We start from the raw sequence: 15,478 nt of genomic DNA on the forward strand, positions 1-15,478 counted from the left end.
CGCGTACCGTAATCCGGGAAGGTTCGGCTTCGGGAAATAACCGAGAGTAGGGTCAAGCATGAGTCCACAGATCTTTGCCCACCGGGGTGCAAGCGGCAGCTACGCCGAGCACACCCGCGCGGCCTTCCTTCAGGCACTGGCCGACGGCGCCGACGGCGTCGAGTGTGACGTGCATCTGACCCGTGACGAGCAACTCGTCTGCATCCACGATCCGACACTTGAACGGACTTCAAACGGCTCGGGCGACGTCGCCGACTCTACCCTCGCCCAGCTTCGGGAACTCGACTTCTCCTCGTGGAAGGGCGTTCGGGTTCCGGCTGAGTATGGGGGGCCCCGGAACCAGCTGCTGACCCTGGCCGACCTCCTGCGGCTGCTGCGGTCCACCGGGCGGAGCATCGCCCTGGCCATTGAACTCAAGCACCCGAGCCCCTTCGGCCTGCGCCTCGAGTCCGAGCTTGTCGCGTTCCTCCTCGATGAGGGCTGGGATCCGGAGAGCTCGACCCTCGGCAACCTCACCATCAGCTTCATGAGCTTCAACCCCGACTCGATGCATCAGCTCGGAGAGATCGCCCCCGCGCACGCCCTGTGCCAGCTGGTGGCCGATGTGGAGCCCGATGAGGTGCGGGAGGCGCTCAGTTTCGGCTCGATTACCTCGGGCGCCGTGATCAACCTGATGCGGCGTGCCATCGACGAGGGTGAGGCGCTGATCGACGCCCACACCGTCGGAATGGCAGGGCCGGGCGTGGCTTATGTCAAGGCACACCAGGACACCGTCCGCCGATGGGTGTCTGAGGGCGTCCGGGTGCGGGTGTGGACGGTCAATACGCAGGAGGAAGCCGAGCTGGTGGCGGGGCTGGGGGTCCAGGAAATCACCACCGACTACCCCGCGGAAATGCGCTCGTTCTTTGCAATTTCCTCAGGCGGATAGGGCTCTCAGCACTCCGCTTTGTGGTTGAGTTAACGCATGCATTCGCCCATTGAGGACTACGCCCTGGTATCGGACCTTCACACCGGCGCGTTGATATCGCGCCGGGGCAGCGTCGACTGGCTGTGCTTTCCCCGCTTCGATTCCCCGTCCGTCTTCACGAAGCTGCTGGGCACCGAAGACCACGGCCGCTGGCTGCTCGCACCCGTCGAGGAGGAGGCGGAGGTGATCGGGCGTGCGTACCTCGATTCCACCTTCGTGCTGCAGACACGCTGGCGGACCAGCACCGGGGAGGTCCTGGTCACCGACTTCATGCCGGTGGAGGACCGCCGGGCGTCCCTGGTGCGGCGGGTCGAGGGAATCAGCGGGACCGTCATGATGCGCGAGGAGCTTCAGTTGCGTTTCGAGTACGGCGATGTGGTGCCGTGGGTGCGCAAGGCCCACGACGACGACGGCCCCATGCTGCTGGCGACCGCCGGCCCCAACGCCCTGATGCACCGCGGGAACCCCCTCAAGCCCCAGGGGCACCGGCACGAGGGGACCTTGACGGTCACCGCCGGCCAGCGCCTTGACATCGAGCTGGCGTGGTTCCCCTCCCACCGCACCGCGCCCCGCAGCCAGGAGGCCGCGCCCTGCCTCGAGAGCACGATCGCCTACTGGCGGGCGTGGGCGTCGAACTACGAGCCGCAGGGCGAGTACGACGACATGGTCAAGCGGTCGCTGCTGGTGCTCCGGGCCCTGACCCATGAGGACACCGGCGGGATCGTCGCGGCGGCCACCACCTCCCTGCCCGAGCACTTCGGCGGCGAGCGCAACTGGGACTACCGTTACTGCTGGCTCCGGGACGCGGCCCTGACCCTTGAGGCGATGATGACCCACGGCTACCAGGAGGAAGCGCTCGAGTGGCGCAACTGGCTCCTCCGCGCGGTGGCCGGGGATCCCGAGGACCTCCAGATCATGTACGGCCTGGCCGGGGAACGGCACCTTCCCGAGACCATCCTTTCGCACCTGCCCGGGTACCGGGACTCCCTGCCGGTGCGCATCGGCAATGGCGCCGTCCACCAGTACCAGGCCGACGTCGTCGGCGAGGTGATCGTGGCCCTCGAGAAGCTCCGCTGCCACGGGGTGACCGAGGATCACTTCTCCTGGCCGCTGCAGCGCGCGCTTCTCGGTTTCGCCGAAAACCACCTCCACGACAAGGACCACGGCATCTGGGAGATGCGCGGGGACCTCAAGCACTTCACCCACTCCCGGGTGATGATGTGGGCCGCGTTCAACTGCGCCGTCCGTGCCGTTGAGGACCACGGGCTCGACGGCCCGCTGGAGCAGTGGATCGCCCTGCGTGACGAGCTGCGCGCCGAGGTGATGGAGCACGGCTTCAACTCCGAACTCAACTCCTTCACCCAGGCCTATGGCGAGGAGCAGCTCGACGCCTCGCTCCTCCAGCTCCCGCAGGTGGGTTTCCTCGCCTACGACGACCCGAAGATGCTCGGGACGGTCGCGGCGCTCGAGAAGAACCTCCTCACCGACGAGGGACTGCTGCTGCGCTACCGCACCGAGGAGTCCGACGACGGACTCGAGCCCGGCGAGCACCCATTCCTTGCCTGCTCCTTCTGGCTGGTTGAGCAGTACGCGCGCAGCGGCCGCGGCGAAGAGGCGCGGGCCCTCATGGACCGGCTGACCGGTTTCGCCAACGAGCTGGGGCTGCTCTCGGAGGAGTACGACGCCAAGGCCCGCACCATGGTTGGAAACTACCCGCAGGCGTTCTCCCACCTGACCCTGGTGCGGGCCGCCGACGCGATCCACTACGCCGCCGCCCTGCAGCCGTCCTCCCTGGCCGGCGCCCTCGGGGTTACGGCTTTAGAACAACCTTGATGCACCCGTCCTGCTTCTTCTGGAAGCTGGAGTAGGCCTCCGGGGCCTCATCGATCGACACTTCGTGGGTCATCAGGTCGGTGACGCCCAGGGGGTCGGCGGGGTCCTCGACGAGGGGAAGCAGGTCCTCGGTCCAGCGGCGGACATTGCACTGGCCCATGCGCAGCTGGAGCTGCTTGTCGAACATGGTGAACAGCGGCATCGGGTTCGCATTGCCCCCGTACACCCCGCTGAGGGAGACCGTTCCGCCCCGGCGCACCGAATCGATTGCCGAGTGCAGGACGCTCAGGCGGTCCACCCCCGCCGTTTCGACGGCCTTGCGGGCCAGGGCGTCCGGCAGCAGCCCGACGGCGTTCTGGGCGAACGCGCCGGCGGGGGAGCCATGGGCCTCCATCCCCACCGCGTCGACCACCGAGTCGGGTCCGCGCCCTCCGGTCATGCTGCGCAGTTCCTCGCCCAGGTTCTTTGAGAAGTCGAGGGTCTCGACACCGTGGCGCTGGGCCATCGCCCGGCGTTCGGCGACCGGTTCGATGCCGATGACGCGGTACCCGAGGTGCCTGCCGATGCGCGCGGCGAACTGGCCCACCGGGCCGAGCCCGTAGACGGCGAGGGTGCCGCCGTCGGGAACATCGGCGTACTTCACCCCCTGCCAGGCCGTGGGGAGGATGTCGGAGAGGTAGAGGTAGCGCTCGTCGGGAAGCTCGGATCCCACCTTGATGGGTCCGTAGTTGGCGTGCGGGACCCTCAGGAACTGGGCCTGGCCGCCCGGCACCGAGCCGTACAGGGAGGAGAAGCCGAAGAGGCTCGCGCCCGTGCCCTTCTCGCGGACCTGGGTGGTCTCGCACTGGGACTGCAGCCCGCTGCGGCACATCATGCAATGGCCGCAGGAGATGTTGAAGGGAATGACGACACGGTCCCCGGGCGCCAGGTTCGTGACCTCGCTGCCGACCTCCTCGACGATGCCCATCGGCTCATGGCCAAGGATGTCACCGCGCGACAGGTAAGGCCCAAGGACCTCATAGAGGTGGAGATCGGAGCCGCAGATGGCGGTGGAGGTGATCCTCACGATCGCATCCGTGGGCTCCTGAAGGATCGGGTCCGGGACTTCCTCGACGCTGATCTTCCGCCGGCCCTGCCAGGTCACTGCTTTCACGCCTGCCTCCAAAGGTAGTAAGGGTGCTGTCTTTTCCTACTATTCCCCGGACCGGCCGGAAAGAAAAGCAGGGTGGGAGAAGCCGGGCCGCACCCACTACCCTGATTCGAGTGGAACTCCTCGCCTCGCCCGCCGTCCGCGTGGGCCTCTCGGTCGCCGTCGCCACCGGCCTCTACGGCATCTCCTTCGGGGCGCTGTCCGCGGCCTCCGGCCTCAGCCTCGCCCAGACGGCCGCATTGAGCCTGCTGATGTTCAGCGGGGGTTCGCAGTTCGCCTTCATCGGCGTCGTGGCCGGCGGGGGCAGCGGGCTGTCGGCGTTGTCGGCCGCTGCGCTGCTCGGGCTCCGCAACGGCGTGTATGGGATGCAGCTGAATTTCCTGCTCCGGCCGCGGGGCTGGCGGAAGGCCGCGGCCGCGCAGCTCACCATCGACGAATCGGTCGCCACGGCCACCGCCCAGAGTGAACTGCCGGAGGCGAAGCGCGGGTTCTGGACCGCGGGCATCGGGGTGTTCGTGCTCTGGAACGTCTTCACCCTCGTGGGGGCGCTGCTTGGCGGTGCGGTGGGCGATCCGCGGCAGTGGGGGCTCGACGGCGCCGCAGTGGCCGCATTCCTCGGGCTGCTGTGGCCGCGGCTGCGCTCGCGGGAGGCCGGGGCCATCGCGGTGGCCTGCGCCGTGGTGACCGTCGTTGCCGTGCCCCTGGCCCCGCCCGGGGTGCCGATCCTGTGCGCCGCAGTGGTGGCCGCTGTCCTCGGCCTGCGCCGGATGCCTCCCCGGCCTGCGGAAGCGGCGGCGGACCGGCGGCCGGGACCGCAGCCCGGCCGGGACGGGGGTGTCTGATGGTCCTGTGGTTCTGGATTCTGGCGGCCGGCTGCGTGTCCTTCGCGACCAAGCTCGCCGGCTACCTGGTGCCTGCCCGGATCCTGGGCAATCCGCGCATGCTGCGGGCCGCGGGGGCGCTCACCGTGGGGCTGCTGACCTCCCTGACCGTCGTCACCACGGTCTCCTCGGGCAGCGCCCTCGTGCCGGATGCGCGGCTCGCCGCAGCCGCCGCGGCTGCCGTCGCCCTCTGGCTCCGGGCTCCATTCCTCGTCGTGGTCGCGGCCGGGGCGCTCGCCGCGGCAGCGGCGCGGCTGGCCGGCCTGCCCTGACCTCCTGACACTCCTGCCCGGTGTGCCTGTCCTGCCGTGTCGGGTGTCGGGGTGCCCCGTCGAAGGGTGGCGCGCTTAGCTGCCGGCGGCGGCGGCGGCACCGACGGTGGCGGCGGTCGCCTGGGCGATTGCGGCCTCCTCGTCGGTGGGGACCACCAGCACGGGCATCGCCGAACCCGGCGTGCTGATGACGCGCGCCGACGAGCCGCGCGGTTCATTGAGTTCGGGGTCGAGTTCGATGCCCAGTGCCCTGAGCTCGCCCGCCACCAGGGAGCGGAAAGACGAGGAATTCTCGCCGATGCCCGCGGTGAACACCAGGGCGTGTGCTCCGCCGACCGCAACGTGGTAGCCGCCGATGTACTTCGCGAGGCGGTAGGCGGCGATCTCGAGGGCGAGCTGCGCCGCCTTGTCCCCGCCGCCGGCGGCTTTCTCCACCGAACGCATGTCATTGGTGCCCGCCAGCCCGCGCAGCCCCGATTCGCGGTTCAGCAGGGTGTCGAGGTCTTCGGGGGAGTAGCCCTCACGGGCAAGGAACAGCAGGATCGACGGGTCGATGTCGCCCGAGCGGGTACCCATCACCAGGCCTTCGAGCGGGGTGAACCCCATGGAGGTGTCAATGCTCCGCCCACCGCGCACGGCCGTCACCGAGGCGCCGTTGCCCAGATGCGCGATCACGGCAGAAAAGTCCTCGCGGGGGGTGCCGAGGAATTCGGCGGCCTTCCCGGTGACGTAGTCATGGGAGGTCCCGTGGAAGCCGTAGCGCCGGATCCCGTATTTCGTGTAGAGCTCGTCGGGCACCGCGTAGCGCCAGGCCCGCTCGGGGAGGGTCCGGTGGAACGCGGTGTCGAACACGGCCACCTGCGGGATGCCTGGCCACTTCTGGGCGACCGCCCGGATCCCCAGCACGTTGGCCGGGTTGTGGAGCGGTGCCAGCGGGTTGAGGCGCTCGATGGCGCGGATGATCTCCGGGGTGATGAGCACCGGTTCCCCGAAGCGCTCGCCGCCGTGGACCACCCGGTGTCCCACGGCGTCGATGGTCTTCCCCTGCAGGATGACCGCGAGTTCGGTGTCGAAGTGTTCGATCGCCGCGGCGTGGTCGGGAACCCACTCCTCGCCGATGCTTTCGATCAGCCCCTGCGCCAGGACGTCGTCGCCCTCGCGCACCTGGTACTTGAGCGAGGACGAGCCGGAGTTGATGACGAGGATGATCATGCCTGCTGCTTTCCTGGGGTCGATGCGGCTGCGACGGCGGCCGCGGCGGGAGGTGCCTGCTGCGCCTGCACCGCTGTGATGGCGACCGTGTTGACGATGTCCTCAACGGTGCAGCCGCGGGAGAGGTCGTTGACGGGCTTGCGGAGGCCCTGGAGCACCGGCCCGACGGCGACGGCGCCGGCCGACTGCTGCACGGCCTTGTAGGTGTTGTTGCCGGTGTTGAGGTCCGGGAAGATGAAGACCGTCGCCTGGCCCGCCACGGAGGAGCCCGGGAGCTTCGACGCCGCGACCGAGGCATCCACGGCGGCGTCGTACTGGATCGGGCCCTCGACCGGCAGTTCGGGCCGGAGCGCCCTCACGATCTCGGTGGCGCGGCGGACCTCGTCGACGGCTCCGCCGTAGCCCGATTCCCCCGTCGAGTAGGAGAGCATCGCCACGCGCGGCTCGACGCCGAACTGCGCGGCGGTGTCGGCAGAGGCGGAGGCGATATCCGCGAGCTGCTCCTCGTTCGGTTCCGGGTTCACCGCGCAGTCGCCGTAGACGAGCACCCGGTCGGCGAGCAGCATGAGGAAGACGGAGGAGACGATCCGGGCGCCCTCGCGCGTCTTGACGAACTCAAGCGCCGGCCGGATGGTGTTGGCGGTGGTGTGCGCAGCGCCGGAGACCATGCCGTCGACATAGCCTACCTGGACCATCATGGTGCCGAAATATGCCCCGTCAAGCATGCGTTCCCGGGCGGTCTCGATGGTTACGTTCTTGTGCGCCCGGAGGCGGGCGTATTCGGCGGCGAACTCCTCGCGCAGCTCCGAGGTCTCGGGATCGATGAGGGTGATGCCGGCGAGGTCGATGCCCTGCCCGGCGGCGAGTTCCCGCACCTGCGATTCGGGGCCGAGGATGGTCAGGTCGCACACGTCCCGGCGGTGCAGGATTTCAGCGGCGCGAAGGATCCGGATGTCGGTTCCTTCGGGCAGCACGATGGAGCGGCGCTGCGAGCGGGCCCGTTGGATGAGTTCGTGGAGGAACCGCAGCGGCGTCATGGAGATGGCCCGCGGAAGCGCGAGGCGTTCGAGCAGTTCCTGCTCGTCAACCTGCCGCGACCACGCGCCGAGGGCGGCGGCCGACTTCCTGCGGAGCCCCGTGGCGATTTCGCCGCGCACCCCGCCGACCCGCTGGGCGGCGGTGTAGGTGTCGTCATCGAGCGCGAACACGGGGAAGGGGGCCTGGGCCAGCAGGGGCAGCAGGTGGGGGTCCGGCTCGAGTCCGCCCGTCAGGACGAGCCCGGAGGGCACGGGGAACTCGGGCGAGAAGGAGGAGGCGAGCGTCGCGGCCAGCACGTCGGCGCGGTCGCCGGGAACGATGACCAGGGCGCCGTCGGTGAGCAGGTGCAGGAAGTTGCCCACGTTCATCGCGGCGACCCGGACGGAGAGCACGTCCCGTTCCAGGTTCGCGCTTCCGGCGATCTGGTTCGCCCCCAGCTCCGCGGCCACCTCCGAGATGGTGGGCCGGGCGATCTCGGGCAGTTCGGGAATGACATAGACGGGCCGGCCGGACCGGCCGGGCCGGACCTCGGCGCGGATGCCCTCGACCGCCTCGTCGGGGGCACGGTTCACCATCATGGCCAGCAGCGAGACCTTGGCCTCGTCGAGTTCCTGCCGGGCGACGTCGACGGCGTCGGCCGCCTCGGCGACGGACATCTCCTTGGCGCTGACCACGGCCAGCACCATCGCCCCGAGGTTGTTGGCGAGGCGGGCGTTCAGGTCGAACTCCACCGCGGCGTCGTGGCCGCCGAGGTCGGTGCCCTCGACGATGACGACGTCGCACCGGCTGGCGATCTCGCTGTAGATCGCCACGCACGCGGTGTCGATCTCCCCGCGGTTGCCGGCCACGAGCAGCGCGCGGGCCTGGGCGCGGGTCAGCCCGCCGCGGGAGCGCTCGGGCGGAAGGTTGAAGCTGCGCTGCATCAGTTGGACCATCGGGTCCGCCGCGGGGTCGTCGCCCTCGACGATCGGCCTGAAGAAACCGACCCGGTCGGCGTGCCGGTGGAGCATATCGGCGAGGCCAAGGGAGATCAGGGACTTGCCGGAGCCTGGGTTCATGGCACTGACGTATATTCCGCGGGTCATCTCACCATCCTGTCAGGGACCTGCCCGGGGTGCCATAACCCAGGCCACACGCCCGGCCGGGACGCGGGCGGCGGTTTCTGCGAGACTTGGACCATGCTTGTCGCCTTCTCAGTCGCACCGTCCGGATCCTCCGAGCACTCAAGGGGTGGAGGTGACTCGGTTTCTGAAGCGGTAGCCGCCGCCGTCGCCGTCGTGCGCGAGTCCGGCCTGCCCAACTCAACGGACTCGATGTTCACGACGATCGAAGGTGAGTGGGACGAGGTGATGGCCGTCATCAAGCACGCCACCGAAGCCGCCGGCCGGTACGGCAGCAGGGTATCGCTGGTGCTGAAGGCCGATATCCGGCCCGGGCACACCGGCGAAATCACCGGCAAGGTCGAACGGCTTGAGAAGGCCCTGGGGGAGATGCAGGAGTTCGAGGGCCACTCCTGATGGCACGCCAGGGGACGCCCGTGCCGGTCGCGGGCGAATTTCCGATCGACACGGGCACCTGCGAACTCGAGCCCGATCCCTACAGCACCAACGGCTGGGTGCTGCGCGTCAACGGAGTCCCGAGCTCACACATCGACCTCGACGACCCGCTGCGCCTTGACTTCGAGTACATGCGCTGGATTGCAGCCCTTGTCGACGCCCGTTGGGGTCCCTCCGACCGGCTCCGGGTGCTGCACCTGGGCGGCGGTGCGTGCTCCCTGCCCCGGTATATCGCCGCGGCACATCCGGCCGCCCGGCAGGTCGTTGTCGAGCTCGACGGAAAGCTCGCCGAACTGGTGCGCCAGTGGTTCGACCTGCCGAGGGCTCCGCTGGTGCGCATCCGGGTGGGGGAGGCGCGGGAAGTGACCCGGTCGCTGTCGGAGGCCAGCCGGGACCTCATCATCCGCGACGTGTTCGCAGGCAGCCGCACCCCGCACCCGCTGACAACCGTCGGGTTCACGCAGGAGGCGAAGAGGGTGCTCGCCGCCGACGGGATCTACCTGGTCAACTGCGGCGACGGTCCTGACCTGAAGATGGCGCGCCGGGAAGCGGCCACCATCGCCTCGGCCTTCGCGAGGACGGCGATCGTCGCCGATCCGGCGATGCTCAAGGGGCGCCGCTACGGCAACGTGATCATTGCCGGTAGCGACGGCCCGCTCGGCGAGGGCCCCGGGCTGGCCCGCGGGCTGCTGGGCGGAGGTGTGCCCGCCCACCTGTGGCACGACGACCAGGTGCGCCGATTCGCCGCCGGGGCGCAGCCGCTCACCGACTGACGCCCTGCCCGGTCCGGCCCCGCGCAGGGGCGCTCCGCTAGAGCAGGATCTGCTCGATGGGACCGATGCCGAAGAAGATCACGAACGCCCCGGCCACCGCCCACATAAGTGGATGGATCTCGCGGGCCCGGCCCTGGATGGCGCGGACCAGGACGAAGGCGATGAAGCCTGCTCCCAGGCCGTTGGCGATCGAGTAGGTGAACGGCATGAGGGTGAAGGTCAGGAACGCGGGGATCGCGATCCCCCAGTCCTGCCAGTCGATCCGGCCCACTTGGGAGACCATCATGAAGCCCACGACCACCAGGGCGGGCGCCACGGCCTCGAAGGGCACGAGGCTGATCAACGGGGTGATGAACATCGCCAGCAGGAACAGGACGCCGGTCACGATGTTCGCGATGCCGGTGCGCGCGCCTTCGCCGATGCCTGCCCCGGACTCGACGTAGATCTGGTTCGAGGACACCGAGCCGGCACCGCCGGCGACGGCGCCGAGGGCGTCGACGATCAGGACCCGGTTGACGCCGGGGATATTGCCGCGGGCGTCGACGAGCTTCGCCTCGTTGGCAAGGCCCACCATGGTGCCCATGGCATCGAAGAAGATGCTGAGCAGGATCGTGAAGGTCAGCAGCAACGCGGCCGTGGCTCCCAGGTGGCCGAATGCACCGAACGGGCTGACGTTGCCGATCAGTCCGAGGTCCGGAGCTCCAACCCAGGCGCCCGTCGGCAGCTCGGGAACGACAAGCGACCACCCCTGTGGGTTCGGGTCCTGGCCCGGGATGAAGCTCGGGCCAATGTCTGCCACGGCTTCAATGATCACGGCGAGGGCGGTGGCGGCGAGGACGCCGATGAGGATCGCCCCGCGGACCCGCCGGACCACGAGGGCGATGGTCAGCACCAGGCCGAAAATAAAGACAACCGTCGGCCAGCCGAGCAGGACGCCCTCGAACCCGAGGCCGACAGGCACGGTGGTCTGGGCTTCGTCGGGGATGCGCCGGACGAAGCCGGCGTTGACGAGCCCGATCAGCGCGATGAACAGCCCGATGCCGACGACGATGGCCGTCTTCAGGCTCTCCGGGACCGCGTTGAACACGGCGGTCCGAAAGCCGGTGAGCACCAGCAGCAGCATGGTGAGCCCGGCCAGCAGCACCAGGCCCATAATGTCGGGCCAGGTCAGTCCGGGGTTGGTGGCGACGGTGATCGCGACAAAGGCGTTGACGCCGAGGCCGGTGGCGAGCGCGAAGGGGTATCGGGCCCAGGCGCCCATGGTGATGGTGAGGATGCCCGCGACCAGGGCCGTCACCGCGGCGACCCGTTCGAAGCCGAGTTCCGTGCCCGAGGCGTCGGCCCCGGAGAGGATCAGCGGGTTCAGGACGACGATGTAGCTCATCGCGAAGAAGGTCGCCACGCCGCCGCGGATTTCCCGCGAATAGGTGGATCCCCGGGAGGTGACCTCGAAGTAGCGGTCGAGCGCCGAACCCGTCTTGAGCATGATTAATCCTTGGAGAGGAGGAAGGGGAACCGAGCAGATTCTATCCCGGCGCCGGCCAATCACCCACGGGTTACACCGGCGTGGAGCGTAGGCTGAAGCCATGGCTTTCTCCGCACTCAGCCCCTCCCGTCCCCACAGCCGCCGGCGGATCTCCGCCGGCCGGGCCCGCGCCGTCCTGACGCCGGGGCTCATCCTGCTGATCCTCCTCGGCCTGGCGGCCGGGCCGGCGGCCGCCCATGACGAGCTCTCGGGCAGCAACCCGGACGACGGCGCAACCGTTGCCGCAGTTCCAGGGGCCATCGAGCTCACCTTCTCGAGTGTCCCCTCGGGCCTTGGCGCGCAGGTTGAGGTGCTCGACGCCGAGGGCAAGTCCTGGTCCGAGGGGCCCGTCCGGATCACGGACAACACTGCGGAGCAGAGCGTGCGCGCGGGTGCCCCGGCAGGGGAGTACACGGTCAATTGGCGGGTGGTGTCCTCGGATTCCCACCCCATTGAGGGGGTTCTGACCTTCACCGCCGAGTCCGGAACCTCGGCCACTCCGGATTCTGCCGGCACGGCCGTGCCGATCACGCCCGCCGAGGCGGAGGAGGAGTCGCCGCAGGCTGCAGGGACAAGCGACTTCCCCTGGAGCATCGCCGTGATGGCCATCGTGCTGCTCTCGCTTGCCGCGGTGCTTGCCACAACCGCCCGGAAGCGGCTGGGCGCCAACCGGTAGCCTGGTCCCCGAACGCCTAGGCGTGACTGGCGAGGGGGCCCCTGCTGGCCCGGCCCGAGGCAGCGATCGTGTCGCTGACAAGCTTCGCCTGGCGCACGATCTCCCGCGTGCTCGGGGTGAGGACCTCGCCCACGCCCACGAGGTGAAGGCCGATTGCGGCCAGGGCCGCGCGGAAGTCGGCGCCGATGGCGATGCCAAGCGAGCGCAGGAACCGGCGCAGCTGGTTCTGGGGGTACTTGGTCAGCACCACGTGGTCGGCCAGCAGCACACCATCGGCGGTCTGGATGGCCCACTTTTTGCTTGAGGGGACCCGCGCCGGAAGCACGGTGGAGTGCCCGATGATGCTGAGCTCCTCACAGCGGGTCGCGCTCCGGACATCGAGGCAGTGGCTCGAGGCATAGGCCCGAAGCAGGCGCAGCAGTTCGGACCTCTCTGAAAGGGAGACGGAGTCGCTCATTACCGTGCGCATCGGGCCCGAGTCGAGGCAGTCGAGCCCTTCGACGACGATCGAGTCGATGCCATGGCGGCTCAGCTCGCTGGCGACGGCCAGCCCCGGCAGTCCGGAGCCGATCACAACGGTGGTGGTCAGTTCTGCCGCCGCGGACGCCTCGGGCAGGGCATGCGCTGGGTCCGGCGGCAGCAAATCCACGACGAAGTACCTCCGGTTCGAAGAAGAGCACAGTACGGCCCGGCGCCTCTTCCGGGCCGTACTGATTCCCGGCCGCGAACGGGTCGGACGGGAACCGAAGCGCGGAGCGGCACGCCGAACGGCGGACCTCCGGGTCTCGATTTCACGAAGCCTATATAACTTTTTGCACCGTGAATAGACCAGGGTGCCGGAGTAGGCTACAAATATTGACAACCGGCCCCGGGTCGGGGTCGGGCGGTGAGCAAAGGGGCATGCCATGAGTACCTCGCGGGGCGATCATCCGGCCGAAGCGTCGGTTCGATCCGGAATTGTTGTGGGTGTTGACGGCTCCGACCAAAGCGTCTGCGCCCTGCTGTGGGCAGCGCAGGAAGCCGAGCGGCGCCGGTCGCCCCTGTACGTGGTGACCGCCTACACCGTGCCGGTCTTCGCCGCCTCAAGCATGGACGCCGGCTACGCGACGGTTGACGACTCGGTCATCCGCGAAGGGGCCCGCGCGGTCCTCGATGAGGCGGTGGCCCACCTGTCCGGCAGGGGACTCGAGGTCATCCCGCGGATCGAGACCGGCGACGCCGCCGGAGTGCTCCTCGACCTCTCGGCCGAGGCCGACCTCGTCGTCGTGGGTTCCCGCGGCAGGGGAGGCTTCGTCGGGCGGCTCCTGGGGTCGGTCAGCAGCGCCCTCCCGGCCCACGCCAAGAGCCCAACGGTGATCGTCCCGCTCTCGTGCGCGCCGCGCTTCGGGCAGCCGCAGCTTGTGGGCAGGTCCAAGGGCGAGCCCGGCCCGCCGGCGTCGGGGATCGAAAGGGTCGTCGTCGTCGGCGTCGACGGCTCCGAGCAGGCACGGCGGGCGTCGCTCGCGGCCGCGGAGGAAGCCGTCTCCCGCGGCATCCCGCTGCGGGTCATCTGCTCCATCCCACCGTTCAACGGCTCGCTGGCCTGGGTGCCGGCACCCCTGGACCGGGAAGCGCTTCACGCGGACATCACCGTGCAGCTCGAGGCGGGCAGGAACTGGCTGCAGAGCCACTTCCCGGGCCTGGAGATCACCGTGGAGCAGCTCGACGGACCGCCGGCGGAGGTGCTCATCAACGCCTCGCGCACGGCCGAGCTGCTCGTGGTCGGCACGCGCGGCCGCGGAGGATTCACCGGCATGCTGATGGGCTCGACCAGCCAGGGCGTGCTGCACCACGCCAAGGGGCCGGTGATGGTGGTTCCGGACAGCGAGGATCCGCGCCTGCTGGACCGCAGCTCCTTCGGGCCCATGATCCCGCCGGTGGGCTGAGCCGCACCTTCCGGAACCCGGCGCCGAGCCCGGCTACCCCCAGCCGAGCTCGTGCAGGCGGTCGTCGTCGATGCCGAAGTGGTGGGCCACCTCGTGGATGACGGTGATGAGGATCTGCTCAACGAGTTCCTCCCGGGTGGAGCACATGCGCATCAGCGGCTGACGGAAGATGCTGATGCGGTCCGGCAGCGATCCGGCGTCCCACCAGGAGTCCCGTTCCGTCAGGGGCACCCCCTCGTACAGGCCCAGCAGGTCCGGGTCCGGTTCGTCGCCCGGGCCCGGCTCGTACTCCTCCACGACGAAGATCGCCACATTGTTCATGGCTCGGGCGAGGTCCTCGGGAATCGAGTCGATGGCGTCATCAACGGCCGCCTCGAAGTCGGCAAGGCTCATGTCGATAGGCACGCTTCGACTGTATCCGCGCTGCGTGCCGGTTTTGGCGGCGCGAAACGCAGCGCCGATGCATTTTGGAAAATCCGAAGTAAGGACCTATAGTTTTATAGGTCCACAGCGGGGGGTTTTCGCCCAGTGTGGTCAAGGCCCCCATCGTCTAGCGGCCTAGGACACCGCCCTTTCACGGCGGCGGCACGGGTTCGAATCCCGTTGGGGGTACGCAGGATCCGCCGGTTTCGGTGGTCATTCGCACCGCAGGGATGCTGGTAGGATGAAACTCTTGCAAAAATGAAAGTGCAAGATAGCAAGGCCCTGTAGCGCAGTTGGTTAGCGCGCCGCCCTGTCACGGCGGAGGTCGCGGGTTCAAGTCCCGTCAGGGTCGCTCAGGCGGCAGGCGAAAGCAGTGCCGGTTTGATGCGGTGATCATCGGAAGATGGTTGCACGGCTCTGTAGCTCAGTTGGTAGAGCGTTCGACTGAAAATCGAAAGGTCACCGGATCGACGCCGGTCGGAGCCACCACTGAATACCCCGCGGTTTCCTCGAAGGAAATCCGGGGTTTCTTTGTTTAACCCGGCTTTCGTTGCCCCGGGGACTGTCAACGGCCGAGGCGCGCTCCCGGGTCCCTCATTCCCACCCCTGCAAGGGCTTAGGCTGGGCACAGACGAAAGGTGCTCGTTCATGGACCCGTTTACCAGTGAATCCCCTCTCCCTCCGGCCGCGACGGCGCCCGGGCGGACTGTCATTGCCGATCCGGCAGCCGTGAAGATCGCCGCGGTCGCGGCCCGCTCGGTGCCCGGGGTCTACTCGCTCGGAACCGGCCCGGGACGGGCGCTGGGTGCCCTGCGCGACGCCGTCGGCGGTGCGGAACCCGCCCAGGGCGTCCGCGTCGAGATCGGACAGACCCAGGTGGCCGTCGACGTGAGCCTCGTGGCCGAATACGGCTACCCGCTGAACCGGCTGGCCGACGCCGTGCGGGCCGCCGTGTACAAGGCGGTCAGCGACCTTGTGGGGCTTGAAGTCATCGAGGTGAACGTGGAGGTGTGCGATGTCCACGTTCCGGGGCTCAATGATGCCCGTACCAGTGAAAAGGTACGCCCCCACGGCTCCACCCAGGCATGAGCCGACCAGCCTTTATCCGTTCCAGCCTGAATTCGTCCAACGAAGGGCATTTCATGACACCAACAGTCACCGGTATGGCCGCAGGTGCGGTCCTGGCTTTCGCCGCGCTCGCGTTCGGTTTTTGGGGGTTCCTGCTGACGGCCCTGCTGATGGGCGTC

Annotated in this window: 15 protein-coding genes and 3 tRNA genes; 12 read left to right on the plus strand and 6 right to left on the minus strand. The window is 68.8% G+C overall.

What is annotated here, in order from left to right:
- Positions 1 to 58: 58 nt before the first annotated feature.
- Entirely contained in the window at positions 59 to 928 is an 870-nt protein-coding gene (locus QZX79_RS13305) for a glycerophosphodiester phosphodiesterase family protein (protein ID WP_294568825.1), read from the plus strand.
- 36 nt (positions 929 to 964) lie between these two features.
- Positions 965 to 2,800, plus strand: coding sequence for a glycoside hydrolase family 15 protein (locus QZX79_RS13310; RefSeq protein ID WP_294568827.1), 1,836 nt, complete (start codon positions 965 to 967; stop codon positions 2,798 to 2,800).
- Here the strand turns inward: QZX79_RS13310 and QZX79_RS13315 are convergent.
- Entirely contained in the window at positions 2,778 to 3,953 is a 1,176-nt protein-coding gene (locus QZX79_RS13315) for a zinc-dependent alcohol dehydrogenase (RefSeq protein WP_294568829.1), read from the minus strand. The genes QZX79_RS13310 and QZX79_RS13315 overlap by 23 nt on opposite strands.
- A gap of 110 nt (positions 3,954 to 4,063) precedes the next feature.
- On the opposite strand from QZX79_RS13315, the gene QZX79_RS13320 reads away from it, so the two are divergent.
- Positions 4,064 to 4,792: an AzlC family ABC transporter permease gene (locus QZX79_RS13320; protein WP_294568831.1), complete on the plus strand. Its 729-nt coding sequence runs from the start codon at positions 4,064 to 4,066 to the stop codon at positions 4,790 to 4,792.
- Positions 4,792 to 5,103, plus strand: a complete 312-nt coding sequence (locus QZX79_RS13325; RefSeq protein WP_294568833.1) for an AzlD domain-containing protein — start codon at positions 4,792 to 4,794, stop codon at positions 5,101 to 5,103. The genes QZX79_RS13320 and QZX79_RS13325 overlap by 1 nt, the downstream gene beginning before the upstream one ends.
- Before the next feature lie 75 nt (positions 5,104 to 5,178).
- On the opposite strand, the gene QZX79_RS13330 is transcribed toward QZX79_RS13325, so the two are convergent.
- Together QZX79_RS13330 and pta are read right to left on the minus strand one after the other, a co-directional pair.
- Positions 5,179 to 6,315 (minus strand): acetate/propionate family kinase, encoded by a 1,137-nt coding sequence (locus QZX79_RS13330; protein ID WP_294568835.1) that lies wholly within the window; start codon positions 6,313 to 6,315, stop codon positions 5,179 to 5,181.
- The gene (gene pta, locus QZX79_RS13335) at positions 6,312 to 8,438 is read right to left on the minus strand and encodes a phosphate acetyltransferase (protein ID WP_294568836.1); all 2,127 of its coding nucleotides are present in this window, start codon (positions 8,436 to 8,438) and stop codon (positions 6,312 to 6,314) included. Before pta ends, QZX79_RS13330 begins: the two co-directional genes overlap by 4 nt.
- A 93-nt stretch (positions 8,439 to 8,531) precedes the next feature.
- Between pta and QZX79_RS13340 the strand changes: the two genes are divergently transcribed.
- Together QZX79_RS13340 and QZX79_RS13345 are read left to right on the plus strand one after the other, a co-directional pair.
- On the plus strand, positions 8,532 to 8,870 hold the full coding sequence (locus QZX79_RS13340; RefSeq protein ID WP_294568837.1) for a thiamine-binding protein: 339 nt from the start codon (positions 8,532 to 8,534) through the stop codon (positions 8,868 to 8,870).
- Positions 8,870 to 9,682, plus strand: coding sequence for a spermidine synthase (locus tag QZX79_RS13345; protein WP_294568839.1), 813 nt, complete (start codon positions 8,870 to 8,872; stop codon positions 9,680 to 9,682). The genes QZX79_RS13340 and QZX79_RS13345 overlap by 1 nt, the downstream gene beginning before the upstream one ends.
- A 37-nt stretch (positions 9,683 to 9,719) precedes the next feature.
- On the opposite strand, the gene QZX79_RS13350 is transcribed toward QZX79_RS13345, so the two are convergent.
- On the minus strand, positions 9,720 to 11,168 hold the full coding sequence (locus QZX79_RS13350) for an NCS2 family permease (protein ID WP_294568841.1): 1,449 nt from the start codon (positions 11,166 to 11,168) through the stop codon (positions 9,720 to 9,722).
- A 100-nt stretch (positions 11,169 to 11,268) separates the two neighbouring features.
- On the opposite strand from QZX79_RS13350, the gene QZX79_RS13355 reads away from it, so the two are divergent.
- Entirely contained in the window at positions 11,269 to 11,883 is a 615-nt protein-coding gene (locus QZX79_RS13355; RefSeq protein ID WP_294568843.1) for a copper resistance CopC family protein, read from the plus strand.
- Between the two features lie 16 nt (positions 11,884 to 11,899).
- Here the strand turns inward: QZX79_RS13355 and QZX79_RS13360 are convergent, their stop codons facing one another.
- Positions 11,900 to 12,532 carry an FAD-dependent monooxygenase gene (locus tag QZX79_RS13360; RefSeq protein WP_294568845.1) on the minus strand — a complete coding sequence of 211 codons (633 nt, stop codon included), beginning with the start codon at positions 12,530 to 12,532 and terminating at the stop codon, positions 11,900 to 11,902.
- Between the two features lie 256 nt (positions 12,533 to 12,788).
- Between QZX79_RS13360 and QZX79_RS13365 the strand changes: the two genes are divergently transcribed.
- Positions 12,789 to 13,808 carry a universal stress protein gene (locus QZX79_RS13365; protein WP_294568846.1) on the plus strand — a complete coding sequence of 340 codons (1,020 nt, stop codon included), beginning with the start codon at positions 12,789 to 12,791 and terminating at the stop codon, positions 13,806 to 13,808.
- Between the two features lie 33 nt (positions 13,809 to 13,841).
- Here the strand turns inward: QZX79_RS13365 and QZX79_RS13370 are convergent, their stop codons facing one another.
- Complete coding sequence (locus QZX79_RS13370; RefSeq protein WP_120165793.1) at positions 13,842 to 14,201, minus strand: metallopeptidase family protein; 360 nt, start codon at positions 14,199 to 14,201, stop codon at positions 13,842 to 13,844.
- 146 nt (positions 14,202 to 14,347) lie between these two features.
- Between QZX79_RS13370 and QZX79_RS13375 the strand changes: the two genes are divergently transcribed.
- The 4 genes from QZX79_RS13375 to QZX79_RS13390 all read left to right on the plus strand — a co-directional run bounded on the left by QZX79_RS13375 (position 14,348) and on the right by QZX79_RS13390 (position 15,320).
- Positions 14,348 to 14,420: transfer RNA gene (locus QZX79_RS13375), tRNA-Glu, on the plus strand.
- A gap of 89 nt (positions 14,421 to 14,509) precedes the next feature.
- A tRNA-Asp gene (locus tag QZX79_RS13380) sits at positions 14,510 to 14,583 on the plus strand.
- A 61-nt stretch (positions 14,584 to 14,644) separates the two neighbouring features.
- A tRNA-Phe gene (locus QZX79_RS13385) sits at positions 14,645 to 14,720 on the plus strand.
- Between the two features lie 159 nt (positions 14,721 to 14,879).
- Entirely contained in the window at positions 14,880 to 15,320 is a 441-nt protein-coding gene (locus QZX79_RS13390) for an Asp23/Gls24 family envelope stress response protein (RefSeq protein WP_294568847.1), read from the plus strand.
- Positions 15,321 to 15,478 lie beyond the last annotated feature (158 nt).

The sequence above is a fragment of the uncultured Arthrobacter sp. genome (genome assembly GCF_902805515.1).
Lineage (GTDB): Bacteria > Actinomycetota > Actinomycetes > Actinomycetales > Micrococcaceae > Arthrobacter_D.